Origin of the sequence: Vreelandella massiliensis (genome assembly GCF_900155385.1) — a bacterium.
In the GTDB taxonomy this organism is placed as follows: domain Bacteria; phylum Pseudomonadota; class Gammaproteobacteria; order Pseudomonadales; family Halomonadaceae; genus Vreelandella; species Vreelandella massiliensis.
The window spans coordinates 447169-470697 of the sequence record NZ_LT699744.1 but is presented as its reverse complement, the minus strand read 5'-3'; the positions used below and the strand labels follow the sequence as shown (position 1 = coordinate 470697).

Below are 23529 nucleotides of genomic sequence, written 5' to 3'. Positions count from 1 at the left end.
TCGTCTCGTATTGGGAGCATTACATGCTACCTTGGCTTTCTGCGTCTATCCCCCACTTTCCCGATACCGGTATGGCGCTCGATGAACCCGATGGCCTACTCGCGGCGGGTGGGAAGCTTTCGCCCACCTGGTTGGTGAGCGCTTACCGCCAAGGCATCTTTCCCTGGTACAGCGACGGCGATCCTATTTTATGGTGGAGCCCCAACCCGCGGATGGTGCTCTTTCCCGCAGCGTTCAAACAGCGCCGCAGCTTAACCAAGCGGCTACGCCACGGCGGCTTTCGCATCGCGCTTGACCAACAGTTCGACACGGTGATTAGCAACTGCGCCGCGCCCAGGCGACACGAAAGCGGTACTTGGATCACCCCGGAAATGCAGGACGCCTACTGTCGACTACACCAGCATGGCATCGCCCACAGCATAGAGGTGTATCAACACGACACCTTGGTGGGCGGCCTATATGGTTTGGCGATGGGCCCTGTGTTTTTCGGCGAATCCATGTTCTCTCTCACGCCCGATGCCTCAAAAGTCGCGCTTGCCTATCTCTGCGCGGCGATGCGCCAATACGGTGGTAAGATGATCGATTGCCAAATGCATACGCCCCACCTGGCAAGCCTGGGGGCGGTTACGGTCGCCCGTGAGGCGTTCATCGACTATCTTAAAGTCTGGCTACCTCATCATGCATTTACATGGCCAACGTCTCCTAGCGAGGCGCCGCGTGTGCCGCCATCACCCTGGCTCTTGGCGCTGGCGGAGCCAAATAGTGCCAATCTGGTGACGTAGTGCTAACGTTTTAAGCAGAAAGTTGTCACCTACGTCAACTACCTCTGCCTGAAGGCAGAGGCTTGTGAAAGCAAGCCCGGTTGACCAGGGAGAGCGGACACCAACCCGCTACGTTGATAACAGGTCGTCAAGACTCACCCCGCCGTACTTCACTCAGCGGCGGGCACTGAAAGGTCAGGATCATGCTGGCGCAAGGTAAAACGCCGAAGGGCTTGATCGCTGCCGCCAGGCAGGAGCCGGTTATCGACATTCCCGAGGGGAGATGGGGCGCAAGCCCCGCGATACCAGACCCGTAAGGGTACGTTTTAAGGAGGAAATCGCATGGCGGTTTTCGTACTGGACAAACAGAAGCAGCCGTTAATGCCGTGTAGCGAAAAGCGGGCGCGGTTGCTGCTAGAGCGCGGTCGCGCCGTGGTGCATAAACACTACCCGTTCTGCATACGACTGAAAGATCGCGTCGGCGGCGAGACGCAACCGCTTCGCTTAGGGCTCGATCCCGGCAGCAAAACGACCGGGCTGGCGCTGATGCGTGAATCGGACGGTGAGCAGCGCCATGTGCTGTGCCTGTTTGACCTGGTGCATCGCGGCTTTCAGATCAAAAAAGCACTAGCGCAGCGCGCCGCCTTTCGTCGGCGTCGCCGCTCAAAGAACCTGCGCTACCGCGCCCCACGCTTTGACAACCGGAAGCGCAAAGCCGACTGGCTACCGCCCAGCTTGCAGCATCGGGTGGATACGGTGATGGCGTGGGTGGAGCGGCTTTCTCGGCTGGCGCCGGTCACTGGCATCAGCCAGGAGTTGGTGCGCTTTGATACCCAGAAGCTGGAAAACCCGGAAATCAGCGGCGTCGAATACCAGCAGGGTACGCTGCTAGGCTACGAAGTGCGCGAGTACCTGCTGGAGAAATGGGGTCGTGAGTGCGCCTACTGTGGTGCCGCTGATACACCGCTGGAAATTGAGCATGTGGTGCCGAGTTCAAGCGGCGGCTCTAACCGGGTCAGCAACCTGACCATGGCCTGCCACGACTGCAATCAGGCCAAGGACTCACTACCCCTGGCGGACTTCTTTGCGCGTGATAAAGGCCTGAAAAAGCGCTTCAAGGCCAACGGTTTGTTAGCGGACGCACGGCTGGAGCGCGTGCAGCGTGAACTCAAGCGCCCGCTGCGTGATGCCAGCGCGGTCAATGCCCCCCGTTGGGTGCTGTTCACCGCGCTCAACGCCCCCGGCCTGCCGGTGGCTGTTGGCACCGGCGGGCGCACCAAGTATAACCGCCAGCGCCTCGACATTCCCAAGACCCATGCGCTGGACGCGGCCTGTGTCGGTGTTTTCGACAGCTTGCACGATTGGGTCGTACCGACGCTGGCGATCCAATGCACCGGCCGCGGCAGTTACCAGCGCACGCGGCTGACGAAACACGGTTTTCCACGCGGCCACCTGATGCATCAGAAGCAGGTACACGGCTTTCAAACCGGCGATATGGTCAAGGCCATCGTGCCCGCTGGCAAGAAGGCCGGCACCCATAACGGCCGTGTCGCGGTGCGCAAGACAGGCAGTTTCAACATCCAGACTGATCAAGGGGCCGTGCAGGGCATCTCGCACAGGCACTGCACCCTGATCCAACGAGGCGATGGCTACGGCTATTACGTCATGCCGACTATCCATCAACCAACAAAAGGAGAAGCGAGACAAGCGGTGGCGTAATCCAGGTCGCTCTGCGAGCGACGCGCTATCCCTCCCGGCACTAGAAGTACCGGGTATCCCGCGCAAAATCTGATGACGTAGTCAATAAGGAGACGAACCGTGAGTAGCAGCGCGCCACGCCGACCCGTCAGGGATTTGCGTTTTTTTTTAACGGTGCCACACGACTGTAGCTACCTACCGGGGCGTGAAGCGACCACGCTTTTCTTAGACCCGCAAGAGCCTCCTCAGCCCGGCGTTTACGATTCGCTTTCGCTGCTTGGGTTTCGCCGTAGCGGTCGCCACCTCTACCGCCCTCACTGCGAGGGCTGCAACGCATGCCGCTCGGTGCGTATCCCCGTGGAGGCGTTTGCGCCTAACCGCACGCAGCGCAAACTTTACCGTCGCAACGCCGATATTCACACCCGCCCAGTAAGCGCTCACTTTGATCCGCGTCACTATGCGCTTTACGCCGACTACATCGCCAAGCGTCACGCGGATGGCGACATGTACCCGCCTAGCCGCGAGCAGTACCGTACGTTTTTAACCCTTGATGAACCCTACGCCCAGCTTTTGGAGATGACCCTGAACGGCGAGCTGGTTGGCGTCGCGGCATTTGATCAGTTAGAGCATGGGCTATCGGCTATCTATACGTTTTTTGCCGCCGATGAGGCGCTGGATAAACGCTCGCTGGGCACCTTTGCCATCCTCAAGCTAATTGAGCTGGCGCGCGCCAAAGGGTTACCTCATCTCTATCTCGGGTACTGGATCAAAGAGTGCCGCAAAATGCGCTACAAACAGGCCTTTTCACCGCTGGAAATTCTCGATGGACGCCAATGGCGGCCTCTTATTACCTTTTAAGCACGGCTTTTTTGCCTTGACGCCAGCCTTACGGCACAATATAGCGCTGTTCTTTCGTCTCGCCCCTAGGCACAAAACCGATAGGGGCAAAACCGATATGACACCCATAACGTTCATCAAGTGAGGATCTGCCTATATGGCACGCGAAGATCATATTGAAATGGAAGGCGTCATTATCGACACCCTTCCCAACACCATGTTCCGTGTTGAGCTGGAAAATGGCCACGTCGTCACAGCTCATATCTCAGGCAAAATGCGTAAAAACTACATCCGCATTTTGACCGGCGATAAAGTTAAAGTTGAACTGACGCCCTACGACCTATCCAAGGGCCGCATTGTTTACCGCTCGCGCTGAGTTAAGCGCCCGGTTTTCGCCTTAACGCGAATTTGCGAGCGCTATACACGACAACGCCCCGTCGATGACAGGGCGCTTTCGTATACCTGGTGTCGGTTCGGCCGGAACATCGCTCCGGCCGCTGGTTTGAGGTTTACTCTGGCGCACCGGCCATTTCCGACTCGGTTGACAAGCTCAGCTCGCCCTCTTCCAAGCCGACGTGCACAATGCCGCCGTGCTCGGCAAGCTCGCCAAATAGAATCATCTCGGCAAGCGGCTTTTTGAGCTTCTCCTGGATCAAACGCGCCATGGGACGCGCGCCCATATCCGGGTCGTAACCCTGCTCGGCGAGCCAGTCGCGTGCCGCATCGTCCACATCCAGCTGTACGCGCTTCTCGTCCAACTGCGCCTGCAGCTCGATCAAGAACTTATCCACTACGTTGCGTACCACATCGGTGGGCAGCGCGCTAAATTGGATAATACCGTCGAGGCGGTTGCGGAACTCGGGCGAGAATGTCCGCCGAATCACTTCCATCGCATCGGTGGAGTGATCCTGCGTCTGGAAGCCGATCGAGCGGCGCGAAGCCTGCTCGGCGCCCGCATTAGAGGTCATGATCACGATCACGTGGCGGAAGTCGGCTTCGCGCCCGTTATTATCGGTCAAGCGGCCGTGATCCATTACCTGCAGCAGCAGGTTAAAGACTTCCGGGTGCGCTTTTTCGATTTCATCCAACAGCAACACGCAGTGGGGCTGCTTGGTAATCGCCTCAGTCAACAGCCCCCCCTGGTCGTAGCCCACATAGCCGGGAGGCGCGCCAATCAGGCGCGAGACGGTGTGCCGCTCCATGTACTCGGACATATCAAAGCGCACCAGCTCAATGCCCATGATATGCGAGAGCTGCTTGGCCACCTCGGTTTTACCCACACCGGTGGGCCCAGCGAAGAGGAAGCTCCCCACCGGCTTATCGGGGGATTTCAAGCCGGCGCGCGAAAGCTTGATCGCCGCCGCGAGGCTGTCGATCGCTTCGTCTTGACCGAATACCAGCATTTTGAGATCGCGATCGAGGTTTTCCAGCAGTTTACGATCGGAGCTAGAGACGCTCTTCGGCGGGATCCGTGCAATCGATGCGACCACCGCTTCAACCTGATCCACATCGATAGTATCGACACGCACCTCAGGCGGAAGCATCCGCTGATGCGCGCCGGCTTCATCGATGACGTCGATGGCTTTATCCGGCAGGAAACGGTCATTGATGTAGCGATCGGCCAAGCGCGCGGCGGTTTCTAGCGCGCCATCGGTATATTTAAGCTCGTGATGCTCCTCAAAGCGCGAACGCAGGCCCTTGAGGATCTTGATGGTATCGTCCACCGAGGGCGCGAGCACATCGACCTTTTGGAAGCGGCGGGCAAGTGCCCGGTCTTTTTCAAAGATGCCGCGAAACTCCTGGAAGGTCGTCGAGCCAATGCAGCGCAGCTCACCCGAGGAGAGCAGCGGCTTGAGAAGGTTGGAAGCATCCATGACCCCGCCCGAGGCAGCGCCCGCACCGATCACGGTGTGGATTTCATCAATAAACAGAATCGCGTGCGGCTGCTTTTTAAGCTCGGCTAGCAGCGCCTTGAGGCGTTTTTCAAAGTCACCGCGGTATTTGGTGCCCGCCAGTAGCGCGCCCATATCCAGCTCGTAGACCACGGCATCACTAATAACCTCGGGGACGTCCTCTTCGACAATACGCTTGGCCAAACCGGCGGCGATAGCCGTTTTACCCACGCCGGCTTCGCCTACCAGCAGCGGGTTATTTTTGCGCCGACGGGCAAGAATCTGCACGACGCGCTCCAGCTCGAAATCGCGCCCGATCAAGGGGTCGACCTTGCCCTGGCGCGCCTGCTCGTTCAGGTTGGTCGCATAACCCGTTAACGGGTGTGACGCCCCTTCACTGCTGCCCTCTTCGGCCTCCTCCGACTCCTGCTGCGACGGCGAGGGAGAAGCGCTGTGCCCGGAGACTTTGGAAATGCCGTGGGCGATATAATTGACCGCGTCAACGCGCGCCACGCTCTGCTGTTTGAGGAAATAAACGGCTTGGCTCTCCTGCTCAGAGAAAATAGCGACCAACACGTTGGCGCCGGTTACCTCACTTTTACCCGACGACTGTACGTGAAAGACCGCTCGCTGCAGCACGCGCTGAAACCCCAAGGTCGGCTGGGTTTCGCGTTCGCCCTGCCCCTCTGGAATCAACGGTGTGGTGGAATTAATGAAATCCTGCAGATCGGACCGCAGCTTATCCACATTGGCCCCGCAGGCTTTCAGCACATCGACCGCCGAGGCGTTATCGAGTAGCGCCAGCAGCAGATGCTCAACGGTCATAAACTCGTGACGCTTCGAGCGCGCCACGGTGAAAGCCGTGTTCAGGGTCAGTTCAAGTTCTTTGCTCAGCATGGCAGTCCCCTTTTCGCTGCTACCTGGGGCAAAAATTCCCAGGCTTGTCGCCACCTAGGGCGTGCGTCGGATCAAATCTCCAACCTGTACTTTCAACATCGGGTACAAAGCGCGCGGTTGCAAGCCTCGTGCGCAAAAATGTTCAACGCTCTCAGTCTGTCGCCTCAATATCGCTCATCAGTGGATGTTCGCACTCGCGCGCGTACTCATTGACTTGATAGCTTTTTGTCTCGGCGATATCACGGGTAAAAATCCCACATGTCGCTTTGCCTTGCGTATGCACCGCCAGCATGATCTGTACGGCCTTTTCGTGCTCCATATGGAAAAATTCCTGCAGCACTTCAATGACGAACTCCATCGGCGTGTAGTCGTCATTGTGCAGCACCACTTTAAACATCGGCGGCTTCGCCAACTCGGGTTCCGCCGGCTTTACCGCCAGATCGTCATCCTCGTCGGGGGAGGAAGGACGCGTCATACCGGCATATGAAATGTCTAAACGATTCATTTTCAGCATAGTGTTGATATCGACACTGTTAGGCGCAAAAGGGTTCAGCAAAGGGCTAAAATTAGCACAGTGCTCCATACAAAAAACCCCCGCCCGCAGCGCGGACGAGGGTTTTGACCACGATAACGGGGTTACATGTTATCGGCGACGGCCTGGCCAAACTCAGAACACTTCAGAAGCTTGGCGTCATCCATCAGGCGATGGAAGTCATAGGTGACTTCACCTTTGGAAATAGCTTTTTCCATGCCCTTAAGCACCAAGTCAGCGGCCTCAACCCAGCCCATGTGACGCAGCATCATCTCGGCGGAGAGAATCAGCGAACCAGGGTTCACCTTGTCCTGGCCAGCGTACTTGGGTGCGGTGCCGTGGGTCGCTTCGAACATAGCCACGGCGTCGGCGAGGTTGGCGCCCGGCGCGATACCGATGCCGCCAACTTCTGCCGCCAGCGCGTCAGACAGGTAGTCGCCGTTCAAGTTCAACGTGGCGATCACGTCGTACTCGGCCGGACGCAGCAGAATCTGCTGCAGCATGGCGTCGGCGATCACGTCTTTGACGACAATCTCTTTGCCGGTTTTGGGGTTCTTCATGGTCATCCACGGGCCGCCGTCGAGCAGTTCAGCGCCGAACTCCTCTTTGGCCAGCTCATAGCCCCAATCTTTAAAGGAGCCTTCGGTGAACTTCATGATGTTGCCTTTATGCACCAGCGTCAGCGACTCGCGGTCGTTGTCGATGGTGTACTGCAGCGCTTGGCGAACCAGACGCTTGGTACCTTCAACGGAAACCGGCTTCACACCGATACCGCAGTTCTCCGGGAAGCGGATGTTCTGAACGCCCATCTCTTCGCGCAGGAACTTGATGACCTTGTCGGCTTCCGGCGTGCCCGCCTTCCACTCGATACCGGCATAGATGTCTTCGGAGTTTTCACGGAAGATCACCATGTCGACGTCGCCGGGCTTTTTCACCGGGCTCGGCACGCCTTCAAACCAGCGCACCGGACGCTGACAGACGTACAAATCCAGCTTCTGACGCAGTGCCACGTTGAGCGAGCGGATACCGCCGCCTACCGGCGTGGTCAGCGGGCCTTTAATAGAGACGACGTAATCCTTTACGGCTTCCAGGGTCTCTTCCGGCAGCCAAGTGTCAGGATCGTAAACCTGCGTCGCTTTTTCACCGGCGTACACTTCCATCCAGTGAATTTTGCGCTCGCCGTTGTAGGCTTTCTGCACGGCGCTGTCGATGGCGATTTTCATTGCCGGCGTGACGTCAACGCCGATGCCGTCACCTTCGATGAACGGAATGATCGGCTCATTCGGCACGTTCAGGGTGTTGTCGGCGTTAACGGTAATCTTTTCACCGCCTTCAGGAACTACAATTTTCTGGAAACCCATAGAGAACTCCCCTGTCTGATCTGTTCAGTGGAGCGCGGATTGTAGCATCCCACCCGCCCTGCGGAGTAGCCTTACCACAGCGAACCGTTCTAAAGTCGAGTATTTCCCCGTTTAACCACCAATACGATTGCCCCTATGAGCGACCTTTACCTGCTGCACAAACCCTATCGCGTTTTGAGCCAATTCAGCGACACCGAGGGGCGCCCCACTCTTGCTGATCACATTGATATTAAAGCTATTTATCCCGCCGGGAGGCTAGACTACGACTCAGAAGGCCTTCTCCTTTTAAGCGCCGACGGCGCGTTAATCCACCGCATATCCCACCCCCAACATAAGCAACCCAAAACTTACTGGGTGCAAGTCGAGGGGGATATCGATGAAACGGCACTACAGGCGCTACGCCAAGGGGTAACGCTCAAAGATGGCCCGACGCGCCCGGCCAAAGCGCAGCGACTTAACACCCCTGAAATCGCCCCGCGCCAGCCGCCGATTGATCCCAAACGCCACCCGATGACCAGCTGGCTTGCCCTTACTATTACCGAAGGGCGTAACCGCCAGGTAAGACGCATGACCGCGCACGTGGGCTACCCCACCCTGCGTTTGATCCGCGTGGCGATTGGCCCGTGGCGGCTGGACGGTTTGGCGCCGGGAGAGTGGCGCCGAGAAGTGCTCCATGCCCCTAAGCCTCCATCATCCAAACACAGTCCATCCAAACGCACTTTACCCAAAAACGCTTCATCCCAACACAAGCCACGGCAAAACCGCCGGAAGGTCACGTCATGAGCTCGCGCACTGATATAGCGTTGCGCACCACCGTTGCCTGCGTGATCCAACGTCACAACCGCTATTTAGTGGTGGAGGAAGCGTGCGGCGGCCGGGAAACGCTGTTCAACCAGCCGGCGGGGCACGTTGAGCCCGGGGAAGGGCCGCTGGCCGCGATTAACCGTGAAGTGCGCGAGGAAACCGCTTGGGAAATCGAGCTCATCGGTTACCTGGGGCTTTATGTGTTCCATGCCCCGGGCGGGTTGACGTTTCATAGCCACGGATTTGTGGCGAAACCGCGGCGCTTTCTCAACACCCCTCTCGACAGCCCCATTACCGCCACTCACTGGCTCAGCCAAGAGGAGATGCAAACCTTAAGCGCCCAAGGCCGGCTGCGCAGCCCGCTAGTGCTGGCGCGTATTCTTGACGCCCAAACAGGGCCGATTTACCCGCTTAGCGTGATTCGCGAGTGAACACGCTGGCAAAGGTCGAAGCCAATCGACCGCATCGTGTATAATCTTTCCGCATTTGCAGACCACTTCAAGAGGATGCCCATGCCATCCACCAAAGGCAAAGTGATCGTCGGCATGTCCGGCGGCGTCGACTCCTCCGTCTCCGCCCTTCTGCTCCTGCAACAGGGGTACGAGGTCGAGGGCTTGTTTATGAAAAACTGGGATGAGGACGACGGCACCGAATACTGTACCGCCAAAGATGACCTGCTCGACGCTGCGGTGGTGTGCAAAAAGCTGGGGATTCCCCTGCATACGGCCAACTTCGCCGCCGAGTACTGGGACAACGTCTTCGAGCACTTCTTGGCCGAATATAAAGCGGGGCGCACGCCAAACCCGGATATCCTCTGCAACCGCGAAATCAAGTTTAAGGTCTTTCTCGACTACGCGGAGAAGCTCGGCGCCGAGATGATCGCCACGGGCCACTATGTGCGCCAAGGCATCCGTAACGGGCGCCCCAGACTGCTCAAGGGGCTAGATCCCAACAAGGATCAAAGCTATTTCTTGCACGCCGTGCCAGAAGCCGCCATCGCGCGCACGCTATTCCCCGTGGGCGAGTTGGAAAAGCCCACCGTTCGCGCCCTGGCCGAGCAGCACGAGTTCATTACCGCGAAGAAAAAGGACTCCACCGGTATCTGCTTTATCGGCGAGCGCCGCTTTAGCGACTTTCTCAAGCGCTACCTCCCCGCCCAGCCGGGCAAGGTGGAAACGCCCGAGGGCGATGTAATCGGCGAGCACATGGGCCTAATGTATTACACCCTGGGTCAGCGCCAGGGATTAGGCATCGGCGGTTTGGCCAATTACTCCGAAGACCCCTGGTACGTAGCGGCGAAAGATTTAGACCGCAATGTGCTGGTGGCCGTGCAGGGCAAGCATCACCCGCTGCTCTATTCGGATTCGCTTGCCACCGAGCCCATGGAGTGGGTAGCCGGCCACCCCCCCGCACGCGAAGGCCGCTTCACGGCCAAGACGCGCTACCGCCAAAGCGACCGCCCCTGCTCACTGCTGTGTCGCGACGACGGCAGCGTCGAGGTTCGCTTTGATGAGCCGCAGCGCTCCGTCACACCGGGGCAATCGCTGGTGATTTACGACGGCGATATTTGCCTCGGCGGCGGTGTCATTCGCACCACATGGAACGCCCAGGAGGCGGCCGCATGACAACGACAACACCGATTCACCGCGCCCCGGATAACCCCGCCACGCGCCAAGCGCTGGCGCTCGCCGGTGTCTTTCAAGCTGCGAGTCTCGTGGATGAACTGGCGCGGACAGGGCAAGTGGATCAGCGCGCCTGGGACACCCTGATTCAGGCCACCGTGGACACGAATCCTGAAAGTTTTGAAGCGATCTACGGCGGCCACCCCAACAACTTACGCCGCGGGCTCGATATGCTGGAGGCGCTGGTCGGGCGTAAGCAAGCCAACCCGGTGGTGCTACGCTACGGTTTTTCCTTGCTACTGCTGATGAACCAGCTGCGCAAAAACAGCGCCATGATGGATCAGCTCGGCGAGAAGCTTGGCCATGTGCAGCATCAGGCGGAGCACTTTGGCAGCACTCACGAAAACGTGATCGCAAGCCTCGGGGAAGCCTACCAAGAGACTATCTCAACGTTTAAAACCCGCATCGTGGTGCAGGGCGACCCTTCCATGCTGCAAAGCCGCATGATGCCTGAGCGCGTACGCGCCTGCTTGATGGCGGGAATCCGCTTCGCACTGCTGTGGCACCAGCAAGGCGGGCGTCGCTGGAAACTGATCTTTCAGCGCAAAGCGCTGCGCCGCGCGCTCGATGATTTAAGCTAACGCTTTTCTTACACCTTTATTGTTCACGAACGCTCTTTTAAACCCCATCGCTCACGACTGGACTCCACGCTCATGCATCTCTCTGCTCTTACCGCTCTCTCCCCCGTTGATGGTCGCTACGGCGCTAAAGCCGCCAACCTACGCGAACACTTCAGCGAATTCGGCCTGATCCGCGCCCGCGTCATTGTCGAAGTGCGCTGGCTGGAGCGCCTCGCCGAGCACCCCCAGATCACGGAAGTGCCGCCGCTTTCCGCCGAGGCAAGTGCGTTTTTGCATGCCTTGATTCGCGATTTCTCGCTGGAAGACGCCGAACGTATTAAAGAGATTGAGCGCACCACCAATCACGACGTGAAAGCGGTAGAGTATTTCCTCAAAGAGAAGATTGAAAGCCAGCCCGAGCTACAGGCGGTGACCGAGTTTATTCACTTCGCCTGCACCAGCGAAGATATCAACAACCTCTCCTACGGGGTCATGCTGGCCGACGGCCTAGAGGCGCTACTGCCTACCATGCACCAGGTCGCCGATGAGATCGCGCGCCTCGCGGGTGAACACGCCGCTCAGCCGATGCTTTCTCGCACCCACGGGCAAACCGCAAGCCCCACGACGCTTGGCAAAGAGTTGGCCAACGTCGCCTACCGCTTGAAGCGCCAGCTCAAACAGATTGAGCGCGTGGAAATTTTGGGCAAGATCAACGGCGCGGTCGGCAACTACAACGCCCACTTGACCACCTATCCAGAAATCGACTGGCAAGCCAATGCGCAAACCTTTGTCGAGGGCCTGGGGCTTACCTTCAATCCCTACACCACCCAGATCGAGCCGCACGACTACATCGCCGAACTCTTCGATGCGGTGTGCCGCTTCAACACCATTTTGATCGACTTCGACCGCGACGTATGGGGCTACATCTCGCTGGGGTATTTCAAACAGAAGACCGTTGCCGGCGAAATTGGCTCCTCCACCATGCCGCACAAGGTCAACCCTATCGACTTCGAGAACTCCGAAGGCAACCTCGGCCTCTCCAACGCAGTGCTTAGCCACCTGGCGCAAAAACTGCCGATTTCACGCTGGCAGCGTGATCTCACCGACTCCACCGTACTGCGCAACTTAGGCGTCGGCCTGGCTTACGGGGTGATTGCCTACCACGCCTCGCTCAAAGGCATTAGCAAGCTTGAAGCCAACCCCGAGCGCCTGGCGGCCGATTTGGACAGCAGCTGGGAGGTTCTCGCCGAACCGATTCAAACCGTCATGCGCCGCTACGGTATTGAAAAACCCTACGAGAAGCTCAAGGAGCTGACACGGGGCAAGCGCATCGACCAAGCCGGCTTTGCCGCCTTTATTGACACCTTAGCGCTTCCCGACGATGTTAAACAGGCGCTAAAAGCGCTCACGCCTGCGCGTTACATCGGCAACGCCGAAACCCAGGCCAAAGCGCTGATTACCCAACTCAACGCGCTGTAAGCCTTCACTCGCTTAGCTCTCTTCTTAAAAGGATACCGCCATGAGCCACCGCGACACGCCGCTGACGCTGCTGGGCGACTTAACCCCGGCCGAATTTATGGCCGAATATTGGCAACAGAAGCCGCTGCTTATTCGCGGGGCTTTCCCGGATTTTTTAACCCCGCTGGATGCCGATGAGCTGGCCGGCCTCGCCTGCGAGGAGGGGGTTGAAGCGCGCTTGGTGGAAGAAAACGGCCCCGCTGGCCCGTGGCAGGTATCGCACGGCCCCTTTGATGACGCCACTTTCGAGCGTCTACCCGAGGAGAACTGGAGCCTTCTGGTACAGGCAGTGGATCACTACGTCCCCGCAGTGGCGAATCTGCTCGACGAATTCGATTTTCTCCCTCGCTGGCGGGTTGACGATATTATGATCAGCTACGCCCCTCCGGGCGGCAGCGTTGGCCCACACGTGGACCAGTACGATGTCTTCCTGCTACAAGCCAGTGGTCAGCGGCGCTGGCAGCTGGGCAATAAGGTGGCGGATAACGCGCCGATTATTCCCGGTATCGACCTGCGCATCCTGCAGAAATTTGACCTTGAACCGGGCTCGGACTGGGTGCTGGAGCCCGGTGATATGCTCTATCTGCCGCCGGCTTGGGCCCACCATGGCGTCAGCCAATCCGATGACTGCATGACGATTTCCGTCGGGTTTCGCGCGCCCTCTGCCGATGAGGCGGTGACCTCGTACGCCGACTACTTAGGCGAGCAGCTACCGCCCTCCACGCGCTACAGCGACGCCGGCATGGCCCCTGTTGAGGATGCTTCCGAAATCGACGATGACGCCTTGGAGCGCATGCGTCGGCTAATCCTCGATACCTTGGATAAACCGGCGCAAATCAGCCAGTGGTTTGGACGCGTGATGACCCAACCCAAATACGTCGACCAGTTAATCCCCCATGACCCGCCGCTTAACGAGGCGCAGCTTGTTGCCGAGCTACAAAAGGAGCCGCTGCACCACGCCCCAGGGTCACGCTTTGCATGGCGTACCGACGGCAATGTCACCACGCTGTTTGCCGATGGCGACGGTTTCGTCTGTACCCAGGAGCTCGCCCAGCGCGTGGCGACCCCTCGCCCCCTGCATGAAGATATTCTCGAACTGCCGGAAGCCACTGCGCTACTCACCCAACTGGTCAACGCCGGCAGCCTCTATTGGCAGCTGGAGGACGAGGAGGAGTAAGCGCCTGGGAAATATGACTACCGTTTCAGCGCATGAGCGCCCCTTGGTGTAGTCGGGTTACAACGCTGTCTGCCCCCAAGGGGCAATTGTTGCAGTGCACGCCTTCAGCGATAGTAGCACCAACGCAGCGCCAGACGGCCTGCCCAGCATTCTCGCCCCCGGCGGCCCTTAGACCTTTTGTTTAAAGACAGTGCCGGCGTTATCGAGGATGCTGGTATCAACTTCGCAGGTGCAGCATGATTAACGTCTGGCCTGCGATTGACTATCACGACCCTGAGGGAAAGCTCATGACTGGACTGCTCGAAGAAATCAAAGCACTCGCTCAACTGCGTGAAGCACAAGGCGGCAAGTGGGACAACATCAAGCCGGAATACGCCGCGCGCATGCGTAGCCAGAACCGCTTCCACACGGGCCTGGATATCGCCCGCTACACCGCCAAGATCATGCGTGAAGACATGGCGGCCTACGACGCAGACACCTCGAAGTACACCCAGTCACTGGGCTGCTGGCACGGCTTTATCGGTCAGCAGAAGCTGATCTCGATTAAAAAGCACTTCAACACCACCAAGCGTAGCTATCTCTATCTCTCTGGCTGGATGGTTGCCGCGCTGCGCTCTGAGTTCGGCCCGCTGCCCGATCAGTCCATGCACGAGAAGACCTCTGTCGCCGACTTGATCGAAGAGCTCTACACCTTCTTGAAGCAAGCCGATGCGTGGGAGCTTAACCACCTGTTCCGCGCGCTGGAAGACGCGCAGCAAGCTGGCGATAAGGCTCAAGAGCAAGAGCTGATTAGCAAGATCGACAACCACGAGACGCACATCGTCCCGATCATCGCCGACATCGACGCCGGTTTCGGTAACGCCGAGGCGACTTACTTACTGGCCAAGAAGTTCATCGAAGCCGGTGCGTGCTGTATCCAGTTGGAAAACCAGGTGTCCGACGAGAAGCAGTGTGGCCACCAGGATGGCAAAGTGACCGTGCCCCACGCCGACTTCATCGCCAAGATCAACGCGGTTCGCTACGCGTTTTTGGAGCTGGGCGTGGAAGATGGCGTCATTGTTGCTCGCACCGACTCGCTTGGCGCCGGCCTGACCCAGAAAATCGCCGTCACCAACGAGCCAGGCGACCTGGGCGATCAGTACAACAGCTACCTCGATGGCGATGAGATCGACAGCGCCGCCGACATCAACAACGGCGACGTCGTCATCAAGCAAAACGGCAAGCTGGTCAAGGTCAAGCGTCTCGCTTCCGGCCTCTTCCAGTTCAAGCCGGGTACCGGTGAAGACCGCGTGGTACTGGACTGCATCACCAGCCTGCAAAACGGCGCTGACCTTCTGTGGATCGAGACCGAGAAGCCCCACGTTGGCCAGATCGCCGGCATGGTGAACCGTATCCGCGAAGTCTGCCCGGATGCCAAGCTGGTCTACAACAACTCGCCGTCGTTCAACTGGACGCTCAACTTCCGCCAGCAGGTATTCGATGCTTGGAAGGAAGAAGGCAAGGATGTCTCAGCCTACGACCGCGATAAGCTGATGGCGCCCGAGTACGACGATACCGAACTGGGTCAACTGGCCGACGAGTGGACTCGCAACTTCCAGCGCGATGGCGCACGCGAAGCGGGTATCTTCCACCACCTGATCACGCTGCCCACCTACCACACCGCCGCCCTTTCGACCGACAACCTGGCCAAGGGTTACTTCGGCGACGAAGGCATGCTGGCTTACGTGGCAGGGGTACAGCGCCAGGAGATCCGTCAAGGCATCGCCACCGTGAAGCACCAAGACATGGCCGGCTCCAATATCGGCGACGACCATAAAGAGTTCTTCCATGGTGACGCCGCGCTCAAAGCGGGCGGTAAAGACAACACCATGAACCAGTTTGGCTAATCGCCACACGGCAATGCACGCCAAGGGGCTCCATTTGGAGCCCCTTTTCGTTTAACGAGAAACGTTTTTTTTACTGCCCTTCCTCCCCCCACTTTCCCGGTCTTTTCACATTATGAGGTACACAGTCGGGCGAACAGTGTTCTACTATGGGGTGTGTATACATTATTGACCGGAGGTTGTTATGAAACATTTACTTCCCATTGCCGCACTGAGCCTTTTGACGCTTGCCGGCTGCGCCAACACATCGCAATACTCAGGCGATGTGTATAGCGGCAATCAAGCCAAAACCAGCCAAAACGTCACTTATGGCACCATCGTGGCGATCCGCCCGGTGCAAATTCAGGCCGATAGCCGCACAGGCAATTTACTCGGCGGCGGCGGTGGTGCCATCATTGGTGGGCTATTAGGCCGCCAGATTGGTGGCGGCAGCGGACGTGACCTAGCGACGGTTGCCGGCGCCTTAGGCGGTGCGGTGGCAGGAACGGCAGCCGAAGATGCGGCCAACCGCATCGATGCCTGGGAAATGGAAATCCGCACCGAGTCGGGTGAAGACGTAGTGGTCGTGCAGCGGGCCGACCGTCAGTTCGAGGCCGGTCAGCGCGTGCGCTTGATTGGCAGCGGCAGGAACGTGCAAGTTGTCCCTTACTGATCCTGCTTGACGCGTTTTACGCATCTGCTGTGATGCCCGTTTTCAATAGGCAAACAAAAAATACCGGCCTACGCATGTAGGCCGGTATTTTGCTTAGCGCTTTCGTTTAGTGGGCGGCTTTGTCCGCGGCGAAACTTGCCAGCTTCGCGACGACCAAACCGATAACGGTCAGCAGGATCACGACCAGCAGCACGTCAACCGGGCGCACCAGCGTGGTGGCACCGAGAATGGCTAGCGCAACCACCCATACATGCCGATTGTCGCCATGTGTTTTCAGCACATCCGGCAACATTTTATCGAGCCCATGGCTGACGCCGCTGTCCCAACGCTTGTTGGCAAAAAAGAGAATCAGGGCAAAGGCGATTACCCAAATGATAAAGATCGTCATACGTGGCTCCACAGGGCAGTAAGTGGGAAGTCAAAAAAGAAGTGGCGTAAGGGTAGCCCCGCTCATGGTAAGGCGCAATACCGCCAACGTTTAAAGCGATGGGAAAATATCCTCTCCCCCCTGACAAACGCCCTTTTTCCGCGTTACCATGGAAAAGACATGCACTCACCGAAAGGTTTATCCATGCAAATTGCGCAAAACTCGGTTGTCGCGTTCCACTACACCCTGACCAACGATGAAGGTGAGGTGCTAGACAGTTCCGAAGGCCGCGAACCGCTAACGTATCTCCACGGCGCTGGTAACATCATCCCCGGCTTGGAAAAAGAGTTGGAAGGCCGTGATGTAGGCGAAAAGCTGGTGGTAAAGGTGTCACCAGAAGAGGGCTACGGTGAAGTTCAAGAGCAACTGATGCAAGAAGTTCCGCGCGATGCTTTCCAAGGCGTTGAAAGCGTTGAGCCCGGCATGCAGTTCCAGGCCCAGACCCAGGGCGGCCCGCTGATGGTGACCGTCAAGAAAGTAGAAGGCGATACCGTTGTGGTGGATGGCAACCATCCGCTCGCCGGTCAACAGCTCAACTTCGACGTTGAGATCGCCAATGTACGTGAAGCCAGCCCCGAAGAAGTGGAGCATGGCCATGTACACGGCGAAGGTGGCGTTGAGCACTAATTGCCAACAGCCTCGCTAAGATCAAAAGAGCGGCCCTTACGGCGCCGCTCTTTTTTTGCCTGTCTGTTTTCCACACGCAACACTCAAAACGTCCGACGCCAGCATCGACTATCTTTAAAGCGTCCGCCGTTCAAAACGCTCGCTTTTCAAAACGCCATAGCCCAAAGGCGATCGCAAGCGTCACACTCAGCAATCCCCACGAACCCCACGCCACGCCCTGCCAGCCGGCCCAGCGCCAAAAGGGCTCAAGCCAGAAGCCACCCAAACTCGCGCCCACGTAATAAAACACCAAGTACAGCGCGGAAGCACTCCCCCGCGCGCCTTGCGCATAGCGCCCGACCCAGCTCGACGCCAGCGAATGCGCCAAGAAAAAGCCAAAGGCATTGATGGTCAGCCCCAGCACAATAAGCACTAGCGAATCGGCCAACGTCACCAGCGTCCCTAGCATTAAAATCGCGATACCCAGCATCATGCAGCGCGCCGGGGAGAGCTTGCCGGCCAAACGCCCGGAGAGCGTGGAACCCACCGTACCGCCCAGGTAGGTCAAAAACACCAAGCCTAAACTACTGGCGGCCAGCTGATACGGGGCATCCGCCAGGCGAAAGGTGATGTAGCTGTACTGATTGATAAAGATCAAAAAATTGATGCCGCCAAGACCATAGGCGGCCAGTAACACCGGGGAGCGTAAGTGCCCGGCCAGGTCACGCAACGCCGTGGGCAGATGGAAGGGTTTGGGCGTAAACGCCTGGCTATTGGGCAGCAAGCGCCAAAACAGCACGCTACCCACTAGCGTCATCGCGCCAACGGTCAAAAACGCCGCAGGCGGACCGCCGATTTCCGCCATACCGCCCCCGACAATCCGACCGCTGATGCCGCCAAGCGAGTTCGCCCCGATGTAGAGCCCTACCGCGCTTAAAAGCGCCGGCTGATCGAACTCATCGCCCATCCAAGCGATGGCCACGGCGGGCAGGCCACCTAGCACAAAGCCTTGCAACAAGCGTAGCGCCAATAGCAGCTCAAAATTGGGCGCAAACGCCAGCGCCAGCGAACAGAGCCCCGAGAGCAAAAGCGTGATGCGCATAATGCTTTCTCGGCCAATCGCATCGGAGAGCGGACCAAAGACCAACAGCGAAAACGCCAGCGACAGCGTCGAGATCGACATGATCAGGCTCACCCCAAGCGTCGAGACTCCATACGCTTGCTTTAACCCCGGCAACAGGGGTTGCGGCGCATATAAATTAATAAAAACTAATAAAGAGCCTAAACAGAGGGCTAAGGTAGCGCGCCACCAGGCGCGCGATTTAGCTGCAATCATGCCGTTCCCGTCGTACGCGCGTGGCTATAACGTGCGGCTTAGCTGGGCGATACGGGTAGGTTCCAGCGCGCGGCGCGCTTGCCAGTAGTAACGCTGCCAATAGCTGTTATCCAAGCGCGAGATGATCACACCCTGCGACGTGGAGGCGTGCAAAAAGTAGCCATCGCCCACGTAAACCCCTACATGCCGGTACGCCCCGGGGGGGCGGAAGAACACCAGATCGCCTGCCTTTAGCGCTTGGCGGTCGATCTCGCGTCCCTCTTTAACTTGCTCATAGGTGGAACGAGGAAGCTCCAAGTCAAACGTATCGCGATACACGTGCTGGACGAGCGCCGAGCAGTCGATCCCGCGCTCCGAGGTTCCGCCCAACCGATAAGGCGTTCCTTCCCAGCGCCGGTGCTGCTCCAAGAGCGCTTGGCGAATCAACGTTGGTGGCGGGGTCTGCAGGCTGCGCAGCTGTGCCACGGGATTGTCGATGGCTGACATTTGGACGTTTCCACTGCCTGGAAGCCCCGGTAGTTGCCGCGCAAAATAATCCTCTGGCACGTCGGCGTCGCGATGGCCCGAGCCGGCGCAGCCCGAAAGCAGGACGGCAGCCAGGCAAAGCGCCGTCGTACGGAGGGGCGTTGCGGTCGGCAACGCGGTACTACTCCTGGTAAAAAGCGTTAACGCACCCATGCGATTAACCTCGTAATGAGCCAACGTCTACAGTGACGATGCCACTATAAGCGAAAGACGATAGATTTGGCGAGCCTGACGGCCAGGCAGCCCTGCCTGTCTCAGTGCAGGGTTCGCCGGTCACCCGGCAAAGTATCAATGTGCAGGGGGGCAAAGTGGCGTGGTTTGTTCCCCGGGAAGTCTAAGCTCGCCCAAGGCCCAGCCAGAAGCGGGGCCGCACAGAGCCAGGCCACCAACGCCTGGCGCAGTCCGGCAAGGAAACTCTCGCGCTCGGGTGTTTCGCCCATAAAAAACGAGAACCCGGCGTACATGCCCTCGGCATAGCTTCGCCAGCCACTGTAGTGCTTCTCCGCTAGCGCATAGGCACGATCGAGCAGCTGGCCAAACTGCGCCTGAGTCAGCCAGCCGAGTTGACGCCCCGCGATCGCCAAATCCACCACCTGGGCGATATCCCACGCGGCCATGTCCAGGGTATTGCAACCATCCTCGTCGTCGCGCACCCGCTTCAAGCGTGAAAGGTGCTGTCGCTCCTCGACGCCGCATTCGCCCGTTTCAAGAATCGCAATCTCCTCGTCCAGCCGCTGACGATTGAGGGTATAGGGGGCGTAATTGATTTGGTACTCCTGCCGATCCCCCGCGTCCAGCATGTAGTTGACAAAATCATTGAGTTCATCGGCACGGTGCAACTGATAGTGGCTCTCGATCCACTCCGCGATCTCGCTTTTTTCCCGCGGGCTTTCCGGTTGCGGCTCGCTCCACGCGGCACTATTGAGCGGCCCGGCCAACGCCATCGCGGTAAAGTGGGTTAAAGAGGGGCGACTGCCCGGCTCACGCCACTCGCCGGGACGCCAATCGAGCCAGTGAAAAAGACTCCCCGGGTCCTCCAGGTGCCAGGCGATTTCGTGCACCAGCGGCTCGTGTTCGGGCTCTGGCAGGCAGCGCTCCCACGCAAGCCACGCGTTGAGTAGCGCCTTGGCGTTGGGATAAAAGCGGCACAAACTGCTTTGCAACGCCTCGGCAAAAGCCATCAACGCATCATGATCAAAGAGTTGGCTATCGATCGCCATGTGCAAATAGAAGGCAAACTTCTCGGCCATGTGAATGGTCGCGGCATGCCGGCTAGCGCTTTTAAGCCGCTGGCGCTGTTGCAAAAGCTCAGGTGTCGGCTGGCCGAAAGGTGTTTGCTGAGGCGGCCAGACGTTATACGCGGCGTCCGCCGCCAGTTGGTTCAGATGGTGCGCCTGCGCTGGCAGCCAGTAGCGCCCCATGGCGTCGGCCCCTTCATCGGCGTGAAAACCGAGCGTCTCTTGCAAAAAGTGCGCGGCCTCCATGCGCCGCGCCTCAGGCAGCGCCGCAAAGGGCTTACCCTGTCTTAGCAGGGTATCCGGCTCGCGCACGCCGGCTAACGCGAGTAGCCAATGGTAAGCCGTCCCTCGATACTCAATCAGCGCTGCGCGCGAGGCGTGGCGGGTTGGCTCGTCAAGCAGCTCCGCGATCTTGAGACGCCATGGGCTATGGGCGCTATGCAGCAGAGCACGCTCGCGTTTAAGCGGTGTGGCCGCTCGGCGGTCGACGCCTTCAAAGAGGCTAAGCCCACGCACGTAGCTGGACATCACGGCTTGCCAATCGTGGAAGCGTCGACTGACCAATTCGGCGGCGTGGGCGGCAAAATGATCCGCCTCTTGCTGGGATAGATAGCCGCTACACGCCCCCGCCCAGGCAAGTTCCGCTAAGCGCAACCAGTCCCAAGCCGCCCACTCCAACACCTCCCCCTGGGCCACAAAATTGGCCAGCACCACAGCATGCGGCGCCTCGGGGAGCACACTGCGCTGCCACTCATCGCGCTGGGCGTGATCCATCTCCATTAACAGGCGGGCATCGATGTCCCAGCGCTGGCGCTCCCCCTGGGCGCTGAGCCAGAGCATGGCCGTTAACAGCGCGTCGCGGTCACTGATCTCCCACGCCTTAGCAAGCCACGCCGCCGCCTCAGGCCAATCGGCCGAACTTGCCGGATAACGGATGACTGGCCGCAAAAGCGCGCATAGCCGATAGCTCTGCGCCTCGGGCGGCGTGGGCCATAGCGGGGCCTCGGGTGACGCCCCTAGGGCCGCGCACATTTGCGCCCAAGTGACACCCTCCTCTTCGGCTTCTAGCGTGGCCAGCGCCTGGCACGCCTCCACGAAACGGTCATCCCCCCCCGATTGCCAGCCACGGACGCCGAGTGCTTGACGACACGCGCCCAGCCAAGCGCGAAAATCACTAAACTCATGGGCAATACGCGAAATGACACACTGCGCCCACGCTTCGGCATGCGAGGGGTCAAGCCAACCCGCTGCCCCGGCCAACGCCGTCCACTCAAGGGCACCCAGCAGTTGATCCGCCCGCTCAGGGGGCGCGCCCGCTGCCTCCAGCAGTTGCTCGGCGAGTTCACCGCGATGGGTAATGCCCCGCTGCAACAACTGCTGCTCTGCCGCTCCGGCATCCATCAATAGCGGATGGGGGGTAAATGCCCAGCCGCAGAGCACGAGCTGTTGCGCCCACCAAGCGCGTAACGCATCGACCAAAAGACACCTCGACTATGACCTGGAAACTGACCGGATTGGCCAGCAAGCGCGCTAGTGTACCCCAGCACGCCGCCAGCCAAAAACGCCACCGCCGGTTTTGCGCGGCGGTGGCGTTTAAAAAAGCACTCTACGCTTAGCTACCCCATTGTGCGCTACGATTGCTTGACTTTACTGATCACCCACAAGAGCACGACCGCTCCGACAATGGCGGTCACCAATGAGCCGATAAAGCCGCCCGACTCCAAGCCTAAAAGGCCAAACAAAAAACCGCCGACAACCGCGCCGACGACCCCGACACCAATATTGCCCAGGATGCCAAAGCCGCCACCGCGCATGATATGCCCGGCAATCCAACCGGCAAGACCGCCAATAATTAGCCATGCAATGATGCCCATAATGGTCTCCTCGTCTTCTTAATTTAGGTGTGTTTTACCTATTTAACGTGCTTGTTCTACCATAGCATACCGCTTATCGCTCACGTCGATCCCCCAACCCTAGGAAGGCCCCATGATCCCCGATTCGCTTCGCCACCACCTCGATGCCACCCAACGCCAGCAGACCATCAGCTGGGAGGGGCGCGAACTGGTGCTGTTCAACCAGCCCTGGGGGGAACTCGCCATCAACCTCCAAGGCGCGCAGGTGTTACATTTCGCCCCCGCCGGCGAGTCCGATTGGCTCTGGATGACGCCCACGCCACAGTCGCTTCCGGGTGCTGTTCGTGGCGGCATTCCGCTGTGCTGGCCCTGGTTTGGCGATGAACGCTACGCCGATGAGAGCCCTGATCGCAGCGGGCCGTTTCATGGCTTGGCACGTCATGCCTCTTGGCGACTCGACGCCGTTGACGAGCACGAGGAGGGCATCGAAGCTCACCTTTCGCCGCAAACACGCCTACATAGCCTGCTCAATGTTCGCGCCGTCATCCAAGCCAATGCCAAGCGTCTTCACGTCGAAATCATCAGTGAAAACAGCGGCGAAACGCCGGTCAAAATCAGTGCGGCACTGCACACTTACCTGGCGGTCGATGATATCGAGCGCTGCCGCATCGAGGGCCTTGCCGGGGCGCGCTACCTCGACAAGCGCCGCGACTTTGCTGAAGCTGAGCAGCAGGGCACCCTAGCGATTCGTGGCCCCATTGACCGCATCTACCACAGTAACGCCCCGGTGCTGTTAAACGACGGTGAGCGGCGCTTGCGTATCGCCAAACACGACAGCGATTCCACCGTGGTCTGGCACCCGGGGGACGATGCGCCCAGCGATACGCCACCGGAACGCGCACGCGAGTTTATCTGCGTGGAAGCCGCCAATACGCGGCTTGACCCCGTGTGGCTAGTACCGGGTGCCCAGCATGTGCTTGGCACCACGTTGAGCCGCGGCTAGCCCGCCAGCGCGTTGCAGGGCCAAGGTTCACAACATTCCCATTGACCCCTCACTGGAGCACTCATGAACCCACAGCTTTGGCTTGAAGCCGCCACGCTCGTGTTCAACCTGATTGGCATGCTGATCTGCATTTTGGGGCTAACGCTGGCCCAGAAGATGACCCTTCGCTGGCCTGGCTATGTGATTGCCGTGATTGGCTTTCTCGTCGCGACCATGCCACTGTTTTACCAGCTTGTGCAGTCACTGCGAGGCGGGGCGTAGCGTGAGGGGTATCACCGCAAGACGAC

23 protein-coding genes are annotated in these 23529 nt (G+C 59.0%); 15 read left to right on the top strand and 8 right to left on the bottom strand.

The window, feature by feature from the left end; genetic code table 11:
* The first annotated feature begins 23 nt into the window (after positions 1 to 23).
* The 4 genes from aat (at position 24) to infA (ending at position 3672) form a co-directional block, all read left to right on the top strand.
* On the top strand, positions 24 to 782 hold the full coding sequence (aat, locus tag BQ9846_RS02190; RefSeq protein ID WP_075878988.1) for a leucyl/phenylalanyl-tRNA--protein transferase: 759 nt from the start codon (positions 24 to 26) through the stop codon (positions 780 to 782).
* Positions 783 to 1103: 321 nt separating this feature from the next.
* Entirely contained in the window at positions 1104 to 2480 is a 1377-nt protein-coding gene (iscB, locus tag BQ9846_RS02185) for an RNA-guided endonuclease IscB (RefSeq protein WP_075878987.1), read from the top strand.
* 99 nt (positions 2481 to 2579) lie between these two features.
* The gene (locus BQ9846_RS02180; protein ID WP_075878986.1) at positions 2580 to 3317 is read left to right on the top strand and encodes an arginyltransferase; all 738 of its coding nucleotides are present in this window, start codon (positions 2580 to 2582) and stop codon (positions 3315 to 3317) included.
* Positions 3318 to 3453: 136 nt separating this feature from the next.
* Positions 3454 to 3672, top strand: a complete 219-nt coding sequence (infA, locus tag BQ9846_RS02175; protein ID WP_026352028.1) for a translation initiation factor IF-1 — start codon at positions 3454 to 3456, stop codon at positions 3670 to 3672.
* A gap of 133 nt (positions 3673 to 3805) precedes the next feature.
* Here the strand turns inward: infA and clpA are convergent, their stop codons facing one another.
* The 3 genes from clpA to icd all read right to left on the bottom strand — a co-directional run bounded on the left by clpA (position 3806) and on the right by icd (position 7978).
* Positions 3806 to 6085, bottom strand: a complete 2280-nt coding sequence (gene clpA / locus BQ9846_RS02170) for an ATP-dependent Clp protease ATP-binding subunit ClpA (protein ID WP_075878985.1) — start codon at positions 6083 to 6085, stop codon at positions 3806 to 3808.
* Between the two features lie 151 nt (positions 6086 to 6236).
* A complete protein-coding gene (clpS, locus tag BQ9846_RS02165; RefSeq protein WP_202403058.1) occupies positions 6237 to 6590 on the bottom strand; it encodes an ATP-dependent Clp protease adapter ClpS in 354 nt (117 codons plus the stop codon).
* 131 nt (positions 6591 to 6721) lie between these two features.
* Positions 6722 to 7978, bottom strand: coding sequence for an NADP-dependent isocitrate dehydrogenase (gene icd, locus BQ9846_RS02160; RefSeq protein ID WP_075878984.1), 1257 nt, complete (start codon positions 7976 to 7978; stop codon positions 6722 to 6724).
* 135 nt (positions 7979 to 8113) lie between these two features.
* Between icd and BQ9846_RS02155 the strand changes: the two genes are divergently transcribed.
* From BQ9846_RS02155 to BQ9846_RS02120, 8 genes are all read left to right on the top strand, one after another.
* Complete coding sequence (locus BQ9846_RS02155; RefSeq protein ID WP_075878982.1) at positions 8114 to 8761, top strand: pseudouridine synthase; 648 nt, start codon at positions 8114 to 8116, stop codon at positions 8759 to 8761.
* Complete coding sequence (locus tag BQ9846_RS02150; RefSeq protein WP_075878981.1) at positions 8758 to 9213, top strand: NUDIX domain-containing protein; 456 nt, start codon at positions 8758 to 8760, stop codon at positions 9211 to 9213. Before BQ9846_RS02155 ends, BQ9846_RS02150 begins: the two co-directional genes overlap by 4 nt.
* Before the next feature lie 81 nt (positions 9214 to 9294).
* Positions 9295 to 10407, top strand: coding sequence for a tRNA 2-thiouridine(34) synthase MnmA (gene mnmA / locus BQ9846_RS02145; protein WP_075878980.1), 1113 nt, complete (start codon positions 9295 to 9297; stop codon positions 10405 to 10407).
* Positions 10404 to 11045: a high frequency lysogenization protein HflD gene (gene hflD, locus BQ9846_RS02140; RefSeq protein WP_075878978.1), complete on the top strand. Its 642-nt coding sequence runs from the start codon at positions 10404 to 10406 to the stop codon at positions 11043 to 11045. Before mnmA ends, hflD begins: the two co-directional genes overlap by 4 nt.
* Positions 11046 to 11117: 72 nt before the next feature.
* Positions 11118 to 12503, top strand: coding sequence for an adenylosuccinate lyase (gene purB, locus BQ9846_RS02135; RefSeq protein WP_075878976.1), 1386 nt, complete (start codon positions 11118 to 11120; stop codon positions 12501 to 12503).
* A gap of 40 nt (positions 12504 to 12543) precedes the next feature.
* Complete coding sequence (locus tag BQ9846_RS02130) at positions 12544 to 13719, top strand: cupin domain-containing protein (protein WP_075878975.1); 1176 nt, start codon at positions 12544 to 12546, stop codon at positions 13717 to 13719.
* 287 nt (positions 13720 to 14006) lie between these two features.
* Complete coding sequence (locus BQ9846_RS02125) at positions 14007 to 15605, top strand: isocitrate lyase (RefSeq protein ID WP_075879458.1); 1599 nt, start codon at positions 14007 to 14009, stop codon at positions 15603 to 15605.
* Positions 15606 to 15786: 181 nt separating this feature from the next.
* On the top strand, positions 15787 to 16254 hold the full coding sequence (locus BQ9846_RS02120; protein ID WP_075878973.1) for an outer membrane lipoprotein: 468 nt from the start codon (positions 15787 to 15789) through the stop codon (positions 16252 to 16254).
* A 106-nt stretch (positions 16255 to 16360) separates the two neighbouring features.
* Here BQ9846_RS02120 and BQ9846_RS02115 read toward each other — a convergent pair whose 3' ends face one another.
* Positions 16361 to 16642, bottom strand: coding sequence for a hypothetical protein (locus BQ9846_RS02115; RefSeq protein WP_075878971.1), 282 nt, complete (start codon positions 16640 to 16642; stop codon positions 16361 to 16363).
* A 183-nt stretch (positions 16643 to 16825) separates the two neighbouring features.
* On the opposite strand from BQ9846_RS02115, the gene BQ9846_RS02110 reads away from it, so the two are divergent.
* Complete coding sequence (locus tag BQ9846_RS02110; protein WP_075879457.1) at positions 16826 to 17308, top strand: FKBP-type peptidyl-prolyl cis-trans isomerase; 483 nt, start codon at positions 16826 to 16828, stop codon at positions 17306 to 17308.
* 130 nt (positions 17309 to 17438) lie between these two features.
* On the opposite strand, the gene BQ9846_RS02105 is transcribed toward BQ9846_RS02110, so the two are convergent.
* The 4 genes from BQ9846_RS02105 to BQ9846_RS02090 form a co-directional block, all read right to left on the bottom strand.
* Positions 17439 to 18623 carry an MFS transporter gene (locus BQ9846_RS02105; RefSeq protein ID WP_075878969.1) on the bottom strand — a complete coding sequence of 395 codons (1185 nt, stop codon included), beginning with the start codon at positions 18621 to 18623 and terminating at the stop codon, positions 17439 to 17441.
* Between the two features lie 24 nt (positions 18624 to 18647).
* Positions 18648 to 19211 (bottom strand): NlpC/P60 family protein, encoded by a 564-nt coding sequence (locus BQ9846_RS02100; RefSeq protein ID WP_075879456.1) that lies wholly within the window; start codon positions 19209 to 19211, stop codon positions 18648 to 18650.
* Between the two features lie 191 nt (positions 19212 to 19402).
* Positions 19403 to 21865: a DUF1266 domain-containing protein gene (locus BQ9846_RS02095; RefSeq protein ID WP_075878967.1), complete on the bottom strand. Its 2463-nt coding sequence runs from the start codon at positions 21863 to 21865 to the stop codon at positions 19403 to 19405.
* A 152-nt stretch (positions 21866 to 22017) separates the two neighbouring features.
* The gene (locus BQ9846_RS02090) at positions 22018 to 22260 is read right to left on the bottom strand and encodes a GlsB/YeaQ/YmgE family stress response membrane protein (RefSeq protein WP_075878965.1); all 243 of its coding nucleotides are present in this window, start codon (positions 22258 to 22260) and stop codon (positions 22018 to 22020) included.
* Between the two features lie 112 nt (positions 22261 to 22372).
* On the opposite strand from BQ9846_RS02090, the gene BQ9846_RS02085 reads away from it, so the two are divergent.
* Both BQ9846_RS02085 and BQ9846_RS02080 read left to right on the top strand, forming a co-directional pair.
* Positions 22373 to 23242, top strand: coding sequence for a D-hexose-6-phosphate mutarotase (locus BQ9846_RS02085; RefSeq protein WP_075878964.1), 870 nt, complete (start codon positions 22373 to 22375; stop codon positions 23240 to 23242).
* Between the two features lie 63 nt (positions 23243 to 23305).
* Positions 23306 to 23503, top strand: coding sequence for a hypothetical protein (locus BQ9846_RS02080; RefSeq protein ID WP_075878962.1), 198 nt, complete (start codon positions 23306 to 23308; stop codon positions 23501 to 23503).
* The last annotated feature ends 26 nt before the right edge of the window (positions 23504 to 23529 follow it).